The sequence below is a fragment of the Micromonospora sp. FIMYZ51 genome, assembly GCF_038246755.1.
GTDB lineage: Bacteria > Actinomycetota > Actinomycetes > Mycobacteriales > Micromonosporaceae > Micromonospora.
In genome coordinates this window covers 4,193,997-4,207,195 of record NZ_CP134706.1, presented here as the reverse complement: position 1 = coordinate 4,207,195, position 13,199 = coordinate 4,193,997, and the positions used below count along the sequence as shown (strand labels likewise).

Below are 13,199 nucleotides of genomic sequence, written 5' to 3'. Positions count from 1 at the left end.
CGCCGGATCGACGGCCCCCAGCTGAACTGGCTGCTAGCTGGCGTAGGTCTCGAACTCGGCGACCCGGGGGGTGCCGGACGAGCTGGTGATGTCGAAGGTGATCTTGCGGAGCGAGGTCGCGGTGAAGCTGATCACGCCGGCCGTGCTGCCGGTGGCGAGCACCGCGCCGGTGTCGTGGTTGATGAGCCGCCAGGACCGGATGTTGCCGACGGCACCGGACGCCTCACGGATGTTGACCCGGGACACCCGGGTGGCGGCGTCCCACTTGATGGAGATCTGTCCGGTCGCGCCCGACGGCGACCAGGCGGTGCTCATGTTGCCGTCCCGCACGTCGCCGTAGCTGGTTCCGCTGGCCTTGCTGGAGCCGTCGGAGCCGGCCCCGATGCTGAGGTTGGTGCCGCTCGGCGGCGAGGTCGGGCCCGGGGTGGGACTGCTCGTCGGTCCGGGCGGGGGCGTGGTCGGGCCGGTCGTCGGCCCCGTCGTCGGGTTGGTCGGCGTGCAGCTGCCGTCCGAGGTCCGGATGCCCTTGTTCGCACCGGCGGTCTGGCTGACCACGTTCGGTACGCAGCTGGCCGCGTCCAGGCGGTAGGAGTACGGGATGCTGACGGTGGTGTTGGAGGTCGGGTTGGGGCCGGCCGGGTTGTTGTCGCCGCTGCGGGCCGACCAGGTCACGTTGTCGAAGGTGTTGCCGCTGACCTGCCAGTAGCCGGCCTCGCTGGTGTAGAAGGTGCCCAGCACGTCCTTGGAGTTGCGGAAGTAGTTGTTGTCCACCTTGGCCCGGCCACCGGCGCGGGAGTTGATGCCGGACTCCCGGATGTTGACGTAGTGGTTGTTGTAGATGTGCGCGACCCCGCCGCGCAGCAGGGGAACGCGGGAGTCGAGGTTCTCGTACAGGTTGTGGTGGAACGTGACGAACCCGTTCGAGCGGTCGCTCTCGCTGGAGCCGATCAGGCCACCACGACCGGAGTTGCGCATGATGCTGTAGGACAGCGTCACGTACTGGGTGTCGTTCTTCATGTCGAAGAGGCCGTCGAAGCCCTCCGACTCGCCACCGGACGCCTCCAGGGTGACGTGATCGACCCAGACGTTGCGGACGCCGGACTCCATCCCGATGGCGTCGCCGCCGTTGGAGGTGGGGGAGCCGGACTTCTTGACGTTCCGGACGGTCACGTTCTGGATGATGATGTTCCTGGCCTCGCGGATGTGGATGCCGATCTGGTCGAAGACCGCCCCGTTACCGACCCCGAGGATCGTGACGTTGCTGATCTGCTTCAGCTCGATCACGTCGGCGGCGGTGTTGCAGCTCGACCCCGACACCTTTGTGGTGTTGCCGTGGTTGATGGTGCCCTCGACCTGGATGGTGATCGGCGTACTGCTGCTGGCCCGGTTGCACAGGGCCGCGTGGATCTGGGTACCCGTGGTGGCGCGTACCGTCTGCCCGCCGGCACCGCCGGTGGTGCCGCCGTTGCTGGCCGCGAAGCCGGTGGCGCTGCCGACGGCTGCCGACGCCTGGGGCGTCGTGACGGCCACGAAGACCGTGGCCCCCATCCCTGCCGTGGCGAGTGCCGCCAGGAGCCGTAGCGCGACTGGTCGTCTCATCCTCGTCTCACCTCGTCCTCAATCTGCTGGTGGTGTGATGCGGTGCGATGCGGTGCGATGCGGTGCGGTGCGATGCGGTGAAAGGAAGGGGCCCTTCTTAACGCCTGGTGTATAGGAGGGGCCCCTTCTTAACAGCGGGTCGGCCGGCCGCGAGTTACAGCGGCAGGCGGTCGGCGCCAGCGAGCGGTCCGACCACGAGCGGCACCAGCGGAGCCGGCAGCACCGGGCCGTGGCGCAGCGCCGGGGTCCAGCCGGCGTCGGGCGACAGATCAGGGTCGTGTACGGCGTTGTACGCGGCCACCAGATCGACCGGGCGCGCCGGCCCACCGGCTGGCTTGACCCAGTTGCCCCGGGTGGTGATCGCGGTGCCGCCCCAGTCGTAGAGCAGATCGGCGGGGCTCAGGCCGGCACCGAGGGTGAAGTGGTTGTTCTCGGCGTACACGGCGGACTGCACGCCGACGCCGATGGCGTACTCGTAGCCGTCACCGCCGAGCCGGTACGCGTTGTTGTAGACGTCGACCTGGCCGAAACGCACCCGGGGCAACCGCTGCAACGACCCGTCGAACAGGTTGTGGTGCAGGGTGACCTTGAGTCGGTCGACGTCCGGACCGACGGTGTTGGAGGAGCCGATGAGCATCAGCTTGTCCCGCCCGTCGAACCGGTTCCAGGAGGCGGTGACCAGGCTGGCGGTGTGGGTGATGTCCAGCGCCCCGTCGTGCACCTGGTACGGGCGACCGAAGTAGCTTGGTTGGGCGCTGTCCGGGTTGTCCCCGTCGGTGAAGGTGTTGTGGTCGACCCAGACGTTCTCGCTGCGACGTACCGAGATCTGGTCGTACTGGGAGTTCCAGTTGCCGGTCTCGCCGTCGGTGGGGGACCAGGCCGGGAAGCAGTCCCGGGCGTCGTCGAAGGTGATGTTGCGGACGATGACGTTCGAGACCCGGTCGATCATCAGGGTCAGGCCGGTCAGCCGTGCTCCGCGCAGCCCGATGAGGGTGGTGTTGGCGCCGACGTTGATCTGGGTGTGTCGGGTCTGGTTGGTCACCGACCGCACCCGGGCCTCCTCCACCGGCCCGCTGGGCGCCGTCCGCCCCCACACCGCCGGGTCGTACGCGGCCAGGTACGCCGCCAGCGAGTACCCGGGATCGGCCAGGTCCGTGCAGTCGAGCAGTCGGCCGTCGGTGTCCTCGAAACCGTCGATGGTGCCCTTGACGTACACGATCTTGGGGGTGCTGTTCGTCGCGTTTGTGGCGTTGTTTCCACCGAGTGCGGCGACCAGTTCGGTGCGGCTGGTGACCACGTGGATCTGGTCGGCGGTGGCTGCCGCGCCTCCGGTGGTGCCGGGCCCGGCGGCGGCCCAACCGTCGCCGGGCGGTAGGTGCTGCTTTCCGAGCTGTCGGGCGAGCGGGGACAGCTTTGCCGGGCCGCCTCCGCCGGCCGGCGGGTGGGCCGCTGCCGGGGCGGGAGCAGCGGCAAGGATGAGCATGATCAATGCCGCGCCCGCGGCGAGTTTGTGCATTGACTCGTCCCGTTCCTTCGTCGTGTTTCGCCTTTGTGACGAAGGTTACGGTTGAGGTTTTATCTGGGTCAATATTAATGATATGCAGCTTTGTTGCAGTAATTAACTTCGGCCGGAATTGACCCGACCTGCTCGGGTCGGGAAACCACTGGTCATCGGCGTGATGTCGATCCTGGTTGGACCGGTTGTTTGCAGTGGCTTTGCGCTTCTCCTATTCCGTCGTCTCCCGAGATCCCCCGCGATCCGCCGGTGCCACCTGCCACGGCCCGACCGCCCAATGCAGGCCCCACTCCGACGGCAGCGCGCCAGCCCCGGCGGCCCGGCGCAGCACGGCGTTGACTCCCCGGATGCGGAGCACCCGTTGCGGGCCCGAACCGACGGCGTCGACCAGGTCGCCGTCGAGCAGCGTCGGTTCGGGCGCGGCCCGTAGGGCGGTCAGCACGGCGGTGAAGGCAGCCGTACGGGCCAGCGGCGCGATCAGCGGCACCCCGGGATCGGCCCGGTGCTCAAGCAGGTTCTCCAGCAGGTTGCGGCGGCCCGGTATCTCGCGGGGACTGTCGTCGCCGGGCAGCAGCAGCCGGTCGGTCGGGTACTCCAACACCGCCCGTCCGGTGTCGCCGGTGACGATCACCTCGCCGGCGACGAACTCCTCCCCGGCGAGCGTCACCGCCGCCACGATCGGCGGACCGTGCCGGGGCCGAACGCGCAGCACGGCGGTGTCCTCGACCTCGATCGGCCGGACCCGGTACCGCTCCACCTCGATGGTGACCGGCTCCACCGGCTCACCCGCCACCGTTTCGGCCACCGCCAAGCACTGCATCACCGCGTGCGCCAGCGGGTTGGCCAGCGCGCCGTCGAGCACCGGGCGGCCGTCCAGGACGCGCCGGCCGGCCCACGGGGCCCGGGCATAGTACGCGTCCGGCCGCTGCCAGGCGGCGACAGTGGCGATGCCGGTGACCGTACCGAGTTTGCCCGCCGCCACGGCGTCGGTAAGCGCGGTCAGCGCGGCCGAGCCGAGGGCCTGGAAACCGACCTGCGCCACCCGGTCGGTGTCGGCCAGCAGGTCGGCCAGTTCCTCGTGTTCGGCACTGGAGAGCACCGGCGGCTTCTCCAACAGCAGGTCGGCACCGGCGGTCACCGCGTCGCGGGCGATCGCCAGATGTGTGTGCGGCGGCGTGCAGATCACCACCACGTCCGGGGCGACCTCGGCGAGCATCGCCCGATGATCGGTGAAGACCCGGGTTCCGGCCGGTACCGGTGCGGCCGGCTCCGGCTCGATCGGCCGGGTGTCGACAAGCGCGGCCAGCCGCAGCCGGCTGGCGTCGTGCAGCGGGCCGATCACCCGGCGATGCCAGCGCCCGTGACCGTTGGCCCCGACCAGCGCCACCCGCGGTACGCCACCACCGCCCGGTACGCTCCGCGCGCTGCCTGCACCCGCCGTGCCCGGCGGCTTCGCCGTGCCCGGCGGCTTCGCCGTGCCCGGCGGCTTCGCCGTGCCCGGCGGCTTCGCCGTGCCCGGCGGCTTCGCCGTGCCCGGCGGCTTCGCCGTGCCCGGCGGCTTCGCCGTGCCCGGCGGCTTCGCCGTGCCCGGCGGCTTCGCCGTGCCCGGCGGCTTCGCCGTGCCCGGCGGCTTCGCCGTGCCCGGCGGCTTCGCCGTGCCCGGCGGCTTCGCCGTGCCCGGCGGCTTCGCCGTGCCCGGCGGCGTTGGCGTGCCCGGCGGGTGTGGTGTGTTAATAAGGGGCCCTTCCTCTACACCAGACGTTAATAGGGGGCCCTTCCTTTCACTCATGTGGCGCTGGCCAGGGTTGCTGGGACGCCGTGGGTCTGGAGGTCGGTGAGCCAGGTGGTCACGTCGGCGCGGACCTGATCGTCGGTGGCTATCTCGGGTGGGACGACCTCGTCGAGGGCGAGGATCGCGTCGACCGCGCCGGTGGGTGTCTGCGGCGCGGCGGCCAGGGCCGCACGGATCCGGGTGGCGAGGGGGTCGTCCAGGGGGAGCGGGCGGCCGGCGTCGGTGGCGCCCTGGGCGAACCTGATCCAGGCGGCGAGCACCAGCGTGGCCCAGTGTGCCGGGCGGCCGGCGGCGCGCAGGTCGGCGATGGTGTGCAGGATCCGCTGCGGCAGCTTCTGCGACCCGTCCATGGCCACCTGGAGGGTGCGGTGCCGGATCGCCGGGTTGCCGAAGCGGGCCAGGACTTGCTCGCCGTAGTCGACCACGTCGACGCCGTCGGGCGGGGTGAAGCTGGTCGCCACGTCCTCGGCGATGAGCCGGCGCAGCACGGTGACCAGGTGCGGCAGGGCCAGGGTGTCGGCGATGGTCTCGCAGCCGGCGAGCGCGCCGAGGTACGCGGTGGCCGAGTGCACCCCGTTGAGCGCACGCAGTTTCAGCCGCTCCCACGGCCCGGCGTCGGCGCAGAGCACCGCGCCGGCCCGCTCCCAGGCGGGACGCCCGCCGGGAAAGTCGTCCTCGATCACCCACTGGGTGTACGGCTCGGCGGCCACCGCGGCCAGGTCCTCGACGCCGAGCGCGTGCCGGGCCGCCGCCAGGGTGTCCGGGGTGCTGGCCGGAACGATCCGGTCGACCATGGTGCCGGGGAAGCCGACCTGGGCACCGACCCAGTCGACCACCGGCCCTGGCGTGCCCGCGTACGCCAGCGCCTGGCTGACCAGGCCGCGTAGCCGGCGGCCGTTGGCGGGCAGGTTGTCGCAGCTGACCAGGGCGATCGGGCCGGCGTCGGCGGCGGCGCGGGCCAGCAGGCCACGCACCAGCAGCCCCGGCACGGTGGCCGGTGGCCGGTCGGTGGTCAGGTCGGCGACCAGCGCCGGATCCGGCCGCAGCGTCCCGCCCGCCGGGTCGAGTTGGTACGCCTTCTCGGTCACGGTCAGCGTGACCACCCGGATCGCCGGGTCGGCCAGCAGCGCCACCACCGCGTTCGGGTCGGCGGCGGCCAGCCGGACCCCGGCCAGCGCGCCGATCACCCGGGTGTGCCGGTCGGCGGCGGAGAGGGTGCTCACGCTGAACAGGTTGTCCTGCGCGGCGAGGATCCGCACCAGTTCGGCGTTGCGCGGGGCGACGCCGACGATGCCCCAGTCGCCGCCGGCCAGGGCCATCGCCTGCTCGGTGTAGACCGCCTGGTGGGCCCGGTGGAACGCGCCGAGCCCCAGGTGCAGCACGCCGGCGTCCGCCGTGCCGGGCCGAATCAGTGGACGCGCCTCGGCCGGCAGCCGGCGCAGCGCGCCGAGGTCGAGCCGGGACGCGCCCACGGTCACCGCCACGTCGGGCCGTCCGGGAAGCGGAAGGTGGCGATCGAGGAGGGGTGCATGGTGGCGCTGTAGCCCGGCTCGGTCGGCAGCAGGTACCGCCCGTCGCGGGTGCGTACCGGGTCGACGAAGTGCTCGTGCAGGTGGTCGACGTACTCCACCATCCGGCCCGCCAGGCTGGTGCCGACCCGTAGGTAGTCGAAGATCGCCAGGTGTTGGACGTACTCGCAGAGCCCGACGCCACCGGCGTGCGGGCAGATCGGCACCCCGAACTTGGCGGCCAGCAGGATCTCGGCGAGCACCTCGTTGACGCCGCCGACCCGGCAGGCGTCGATCTGCATCACGCCGATCGCCTCGGCCTGGAGCAACTGCTTGAAGATGACCTTGTTGGCGGCCACCTCGCCGGTGGCCACCCGGCACCGGCCGCCGGTCAGCTCGGTGACCGCGCGGGCGATGCGGGCGTGGCCGAGGATGTCGTCGGCGTGCGTCGGCTCCTCGATCCAGTACGGGTCGACCTCGGCCAGCGCGGTCATGTTGGCGATCGCCTCGTCGACGTCCCACACCTGGTTGGCGTCCATCATCAGCAGCGCGTCCGGGCCGATCTCCTCCCGGATGATCCGGGCCCGGCGCAGGTCGTCGGCGGGCGGACCGCCGACCTTCATCTTCATCGCCCGCCACCCGGCCGCGTACGCGGTCCGGGTCAGCGCCCGCACCTTGTCGTCCGGGTAGCCGAGCCAGCCGACCGAGGTGGTGTACGACGGGAAGCCGTCGCGTTCCAGCACGGCGAGCCGGTCGGTGAGCCCGTCGCGTCCCTTGTCCAGGGTGGCGGCGGCCTCGTCGGGGGTGAGCGCGTCGGTGATGTGCGTGAAGTCGACGTTTGCGACGAGTTCGTCGGTGGGCAGTTCGGCCAGGTAGCGCCACATCGGCTTGCCGGCGAGCTTGGCCCGCAGGTCCCACACGGCGTTGACAAGCGCGCCGGTGGCCATGTGGATGACCCCCTTCTCCGGGCCCAGCCAGCGCAGCTGTACGTCGGCCACGAGCGAGCGCCAGAACGCCACCGGCTCGGCGGTGAGCTCGGCGACGGTGCGGCCGAGGACGTGGTGGGCCAGGGCGCGTACCGCGGCGCAGGTGATCTCGTTGCCCCGGCCGTTGGTGAAGGTGAACCCGGCGCCGGTCGGCCCGTCGTCGGTGGTCAGCTCCACGTAGGTGGCCGAGTAGTCGCCCCGGTTGATGGCGTCGGAGCCGTCGCCGCTGGCGGCGGTGGGAAACCGTACGTCGTGCACTGTCACGTCGGTGATGGTGGTCATGCAGCCTCTCCGAACTTGAAGACCCGCTTGGGCAGCCGGTACGCCAGGTCGACGATGGTGTCGGCGGCCTCGTCCATGGGCAGCCGGTGCTCGGCGACGAGCCGGGCCAGGAAGCCGGCGTCGATGCGGCGGGCCACGTCGTGCCGGACCGGGATGGAGCAGAACGCGCGGGTGTCGTCAACGAACCCGGCGGTGTTGTAGAAGCCTGCGGTTTCGGTGACCGTCTCCCGGAACCGGCGCAGCACCTCAGGGGAGTCCAGGAACCACCAGGGCGCGCCGAGCAGCAGGGCGGCGTACCCGCCGGCCAGCGGCGCCAGCTCGCGGGTGAAGGTGTCCTCGTCGAGGGTGTAGAGGACCACCCGCAGCCGTGGGTCGTTGCCGTAGGCGTCCAGCAGCGGCGCCAGGGCGTGCACGTACTCGGTGACCTGCGGGATGTCGCCGCCGACGTCGCGGCCGTGCCGGGCGTACAGCCACCGGTTGTGGTTGCGTACCGCGCCGGGGTGCAGTTGCATGACCAGCCCGTCGTCGAGCGACATCCGGGCGAACTCCAGCAGCATGTGCGCGCAGAACGCCTCGGTGTCGCCCGGCTCGGCGCGGCCCCGGCGGGCCCGGTCGAACAGTGCCGCCGCGTCCGCGCCGAGGTCGAGGGTGCGGGCGGTGCGGTGCCCGTGGTCCGACGAGGTGGCCCCGGCGGCGATGAACGCCTCCCGGCGGGCGCGCAGCGCGGCCAGGTAGCCGGCGTACGTCCCGGTGTCCTCGCCGGTGATCTCGCCGAGTCGGTCGACGTTTGCCGACCAGTCCTCGAATTCCAGGTCGACCACGTTGTCCGGGCGGAAGGTGGTGACCACCCGGCCGCCGGGTCCGCCCCAGCCGTCGGCGGCGAGCTTGGCGTGCCGGCCCAGGTCGTCCAGCGGCGATTCGGTGGTGGCGAGGACCTCGATGTTGAACCGTTCGAAGAGCGCCCGGGGCCGGAAGTCCGGTTCGGCGAGCTTGGCGGCGAGCGCGTCGTACACCTCGTCGGCGGTCTGCGGGGACAGCCGGGTGTCGAGGGCGAAGACCTCGGTGAGGGTCTGCTCCAGCCAGAGCCGGGACGGGGTGCCCCGGAACAGGTGCCAGTGCTCGGCGAAGCGCCGCCAGATCCGGCGCCCGTCGGTCTCCACCGGGCTGCCGTCGCGGCTTGGTACGCCCAGCTCGCCCGGGGCGACGCCCTGGCTGAGCAGCATCCGGGTGAGGTAGTGGTCCGGCACGATGAGCAGCCGGGCCGGGTCGGGGAAGGGCTGGTCCTCGGCCAGCAGCGCGGGGTCGACGTGCCCGTGCGGGGAGATGATGGGTAGCCGCTCCACCAGCGCGTACAGCTCCCGGGCCAGCGCGCGTTGGCCCGGTTCGGCGGGGAGGAGCAGGTCGGGTCGGGTCGAGGTGGGCACGGGGTGCGGCTCCTGTGGTCGAGATCAGTCGAGGGTGAGCAGGTCGGCGACCCGCACGGGTCCGCCGGTGTCGAAGGAGCGGTTTGCGGCCAGGCCGGTGAGCAGGGCCAACGCTCCGTCGCGGGCGCTGGCCGCGCGGTGCAGCGGATCCGGTACGCCGCCGAAGAGCACCTGGGTCATCCGGGCGTCCGCGCCGCCGTGGCCGTGCCGGGTGTACCCGTCGACCTCGATGCGCTGCGGCGCTGACCAGAAGGGGCGCAGGGTCAGCGTGGCGCCCCCACCCTCGGCGGCGGCCTCGGCGCCGTGCAGCGCGGCGCCCTTGAGCGCGCCGGCTGCGGCGGGGCTGACGAACTCGCTCTCGGTGACCTCCAGTTCCAGCCGCCCGCGACTGCCGTTGATCATGACCCGGTAGCCCTCCCACGGCGCGTACGCGGTGAGGTGGTAGGTCATGGTCGCGCCGGTGGAGTACGTGGCCAGCACCGCCATGTCGTCCTCGATGCTCACGCCGGGGGCGAAGACGTTGCGGTCCCGCTGGTAGCCGTCGGCGGCTTCGGCGTCCAGGTACAGCTCGCGCAGCCGGGGATGCTCGGCCAGGCGCAACGCGAACGGGTCGTCGTCGGCGGCGGGGGAGGCGTGTGCCCGGTCGTAGTCCCGGGCGTAGCCGTGCCGCCTACCGTTCTCGCCGTAGAAGAACAGCCGGCCGGCGGCGTACACCTGCACGGGTGTCGCGTCCAGCCACCAGTTGACCAGGTCGAAGTGGTGGCTGGCCTTGTGCACCATCAGGCCGCCGGAACTGGCCTTGTCCCGGTGCCAGCGGCGGAAGTAGTCGGCGCCGTGGCGCACGTCGAGCAGCCACTCGAAGTGCACCGAGCCGATCTCGCCGACCGCGCCCTCGGCGAGCAGCCGGCGCAGCTGTTCGTGCAGCGGGTTGTAGCGGTAGTTGAAGGCCACCGTCACCCGCCGGCCGGTACGCCGTACCGCGTCGAGGATGCGCTGGCAGCGCGGTGCGTCGGTGGTCATCGGTTTCTCGGTGACCACGTCACAGCCGGCCTCCAGGGCGGCCACCACGTACTCGTCGTGGGTGACGTCCACCGACGTCACCAGGACCACGTCGACCCGCTCCTTGGCCAGCATCGCGCTGAAGTCACCGGCGTGGTACGTCGGTACCGCCGGGTGTCCCAGCGCGCCGAGCCACCGGTTGTGGGCGTCCATCCGGAGCTGATTGACGTCGGCGAAGGCGACCAGTTCGGCGGTGTCCGCGTGGTCGCGGACCAGCGCGCGGACGAACATCTCGGCGCGGGCGCCGGTGCCGACCACGGCGTACCGGGCGGGCCTGCCGGGTTGCGGTGACACCTAGCGATCCTCCTCGATCTTTGTGCAAACCTTTGCAGTGAAGTAACCACGATCGATCCTGCTGCGTCAACAAAGCATCGCGAATCCGCGTCGTTTGTCCCTGTTGGTGATCGTTAGAGGGCATGGTGGGGGCGCTGCCGCAACACAGCTGTAACCATTCGCCGTTGACACTGGAGCAACCGTTTGCATTAATTGCTGGCACCGTGACCGCCGACACACCGCCGAAGGGGGCCTGAATGCCTGTCACCATCCGGGACGTGGCGCGGGCCTCCGGCGTGCACATCTCCACCGTCTCCCGCACCTTCTCCGCACCCCACCTGGTCAACCCGGAAACCCGGGTACGGGTGCTGGCGTGCGCCGAGGATCTGGGCTACCGGCCCAACCGGGCCGCCCGCGCCCTGATCACCGGCCGTACGCACAACATCGGGCTGATCATCGCGGACATCGCCAACCCGTTCTTCCCGCCGCTGATCAAGGCGGCGGAGAGTCAGGCTCGCCACCGCGACTACCACGTCTTCGTGGCCGACACCAACGAGGACGCGGCCGTGGAGGAGGAACTGGTCCACGCGCTGGCCAAGCAGGTCGACGGGGTGCTGCTCTGTAGCCCCCGGATGAGCAACAGCCTGATCGAGCAGCTCAGCCGGGAGGTTCCGCTGGTGGTGGTCAACCGCCAGTTGGCCGGCCTGCCCTGCGTACTGATGGATGTCGGGCAGGGCGCCCGGTCGGCCATCGAGCATCTGGCCGGGCTGGGGCACCGGGAGATCGCCCTGCTCGCCGGCCCGCGCGGCTCCTGGACCAGTCGGGAACTCCGGCGGGCCGCGGGTGCGGCGGCGCGGGCCGCCGGGGCCGAGTTGACCGTGCTCGGCCCGAACCCACCCACCGAGGCCGGTGGCCTGGCCCAGGCGGAGCAGGTCCGCCGGGCCGGCGTCACCGCCGTGCTCGCCTACAACGACCTGATGGCGATCGGCCTGCTCGAAGGGCTCGACGCACTAGGGGTCGGGGTGCCGCAGGAGATAAGTGTCGTCGGGGTCGACGACATCACCCTGAGCCGACTCACCCGCCCCAAGCTGACGACGGTGGCCACGCCGACCGCGGCCGCCGGCCGGACGGCCGTCGACATGTTGCTGCAACAGGACACCGCCTTCCCGCGTACCGGGCGGGGAAGTGGTGCCGCCGTGGCTGTCGGCGCTCGTCGCACCACTGCACAGGTAATGCTCCAGACCGAGTTGGTCATCCGCGACTCCACCGCGCCGGGCCCCTACGCCGGCCGGGAAGTTCCCGGTGCCACTGCCGTAGGCCCGGGCCCGCATCGCCGTGCGGACCCGGGCGCCCCGGACGTGGTCGCCGGTGACGTCGTCGCCTCCTAACGCCAAGGAGTGAGCGCAATGCACCCCGCAACGTCCCCCACCAGCGTCCCCGACGGGCGCACCTACCGTACCCCCCTGCTGCGCCGCCGGTTGCTGCGCGGCCTGCTCGCCGCCGTCGTCGCCCTGCCGCTGGTCGGCGCGGCGGCGGCCTGCGGCGACGGCGACGACGCCGCGTCCGACGGCAAGGTCAAGCTCTCCATCTTCTGGTGGGGCGGCGAGGCCCGGGCCCAGCTCACCGAGCAGGCGCTGGACCTCTACACGAAGAAGAACCCGGACGTCACGTTCGAGAAGGTCTGGCAGGCCAACCAGGGCTACTTCGACAAGCTGGCCACCCTGACCGCCGGCGGCAACCCGCCGGACATCTTCCAGATCGACGACAACTACCTCGCCGAGTACGCCGCCCGCAACGCGACCCTGGACCTGAAGAAGTACCAGGATTCCGGCGACCTCGACACCAGCAAGTTCCCGCCCAGCCTGCTCCAGTACGGCGAGGTCGACGGCAAGCTCGCCGGTGTGGCCGCCGGGGAGAACACCCAGGGCCTGGTCTACAACAAGACGCTGCTGACCAAGAACGGGCTGCCCGAGCCGACCACCGGGATGAGCTGGGAGGAGCACATCGCCTGGGCGGAGCAGGTCAGCAAGAAGACGAAGGTACCGGGCACCCAGGACCCCAGCGCCGACTACAAGGCGTTCTGGGTGTGGCTGCGCCAGCAGGGCAAGGACCTGTACTCCGGCAACGAACTGGGCTTCACCGCCGAGGACGCGACCAAGTGGTTCGAGCTGTGGAAGGGCGCCCGGGACCGGGGTGCCACGCCGACCCCGGACGTCATCCACGAGGGCAACGCCACCGACATCACCAAGCAGCTCGTGGTGACCGGCAAGTCGGCCACCTCCTGGGTCTGGGTCAACCAGATGCCGGAGCTGAAGAAGAACACCGCCGACGAGTTGGGCGTCATCGCGTACCCGGGTGACCCGAGCGGGCAGTGGGCCCGCGCCTCGATGTACTGGTCGGTCTTCCGGGGCAGCAAGCACGCCGAGGTGGCGGTCGACGTGATCAACTTCCTGGCCAACGACCCGGAGGCGGTCAAGCTGCTCGGCACCGACCGCGGCCTGCCCTCGAACATGGACCTGCGCCGGGTGGTCAGCGACGACACCACCGACCCGGCGATGAAGCAGTCCATCGAGGTCGAGAACAAACTGGCCGAGACGTTCGGTGAGGCGCCGCAGGTGCCGATCAAGGGGCACAGCAAGGTCCGCTCCGAGCTGACCAAGGCCGCCGAGAACGCCCAGTACGGTCGGGCCACCCCCGCCGAGGCCGCCGCCCAGTTCGTCGAGGCATGCAAGGCGGCAATCGCCTCTTGACCCCGCCGCA

The 13,199-nt window shown here is 71.3% G+C and carries 10 protein-coding genes; 3 read left to right on the top strand and 7 right to left on the bottom strand.

The features are described from left to right. Positions 1-33 precede the first annotated feature (33 nt). The 3 genes from QQG74_RS19160 to QQG74_RS19150 form a co-directional block, all read right to left on the bottom strand. Positions 34-1,599 (bottom strand): pectate lyase, encoded by a 1,566-nt coding sequence (locus QQG74_RS19160; protein ID WP_341716136.1) that lies wholly within the window; start codon positions 1,597-1,599, stop codon positions 34-36. 154 nt (positions 1,600-1,753) lie between these two features. Then, positions 1,754-3,115: a polysaccharide lyase family 1 protein gene (locus QQG74_RS19155; protein WP_341716135.1), complete on the bottom strand. Its 1,362-nt coding sequence runs from the start codon at positions 3,113-3,115 to the stop codon at positions 1,754-1,756. Between the two features lie 211 nt (positions 3,116-3,326). Continuing rightward, positions 3,327-4,502, bottom strand: a complete 1,176-nt coding sequence (locus QQG74_RS19150; RefSeq protein WP_341716134.1) for a Gfo/Idh/MocA family oxidoreductase — start codon at positions 4,500-4,502, stop codon at positions 3,327-3,329. Between QQG74_RS19150 and QQG74_RS19145 the strand changes: the two genes are divergently transcribed. Next, complete coding sequence (locus tag QQG74_RS19145) at positions 4,483-4,953, top strand: hypothetical protein (protein WP_341716133.1); 471 nt, start codon at positions 4,483-4,485, stop codon at positions 4,951-4,953. The two genes, QQG74_RS19150 and QQG74_RS19145, sit on opposite strands and share 20 nt — an antisense overlap. On the opposite strand, the gene QQG74_RS19140 is transcribed toward QQG74_RS19145, so the two are convergent. The 4 genes from QQG74_RS19140 to QQG74_RS19125 are packed head-to-tail and all read right to left on the bottom strand — an operon-like array spanning position 4,901 to position 10,460. After that, positions 4,901-6,391: a mannitol dehydrogenase family protein gene (locus QQG74_RS19140; RefSeq protein WP_341716132.1), complete on the bottom strand. Its 1,491-nt coding sequence runs from the start codon at positions 6,389-6,391 to the stop codon at positions 4,901-4,903. The two genes, QQG74_RS19145 and QQG74_RS19140, sit on opposite strands and share 53 nt — an antisense overlap. Continuing rightward, on the bottom strand, positions 6,382-7,683 hold the full coding sequence (locus QQG74_RS19135) for an enolase C-terminal domain-like protein (protein ID WP_341716131.1): 1,302 nt from the start codon (positions 7,681-7,683) through the stop codon (positions 6,382-6,384). The genes QQG74_RS19140 and QQG74_RS19135 overlap by 10 nt, the downstream gene beginning before the upstream one ends. Next, positions 7,680-9,107, bottom strand: coding sequence for a glucuronate isomerase (gene uxaC / locus QQG74_RS19130; protein WP_341716130.1), 1,428 nt, complete (start codon positions 9,105-9,107; stop codon positions 7,680-7,682). The genes QQG74_RS19135 and uxaC overlap by 4 nt, the downstream gene beginning before the upstream one ends. Positions 9,108-9,131: 24 nt before the next feature. After that, complete coding sequence (locus QQG74_RS19125; protein ID WP_341716129.1) at positions 9,132-10,460, bottom strand: Gfo/Idh/MocA family oxidoreductase; 1,329 nt, start codon at positions 10,458-10,460, stop codon at positions 9,132-9,134. A gap of 236 nt (positions 10,461-10,696) precedes the next feature. Between QQG74_RS19125 and QQG74_RS19120 the strand changes: the two genes are divergently transcribed. Both QQG74_RS19120 and QQG74_RS19115 read left to right on the top strand, forming a co-directional pair. Next, complete coding sequence (locus QQG74_RS19120) at positions 10,697-11,827, top strand: LacI family DNA-binding transcriptional regulator (RefSeq protein WP_341716128.1); 1,131 nt, start codon at positions 10,697-10,699, stop codon at positions 11,825-11,827. 18 nt (positions 11,828-11,845) lie between these two features. Then, on the top strand, positions 11,846-13,189 hold the full coding sequence (locus tag QQG74_RS19115) for an extracellular solute-binding protein (protein ID WP_341716127.1): 1,344 nt from the start codon (positions 11,846-11,848) through the stop codon (positions 13,187-13,189). The last annotated feature ends 10 nt before the right edge of the window (positions 13,190-13,199 follow it).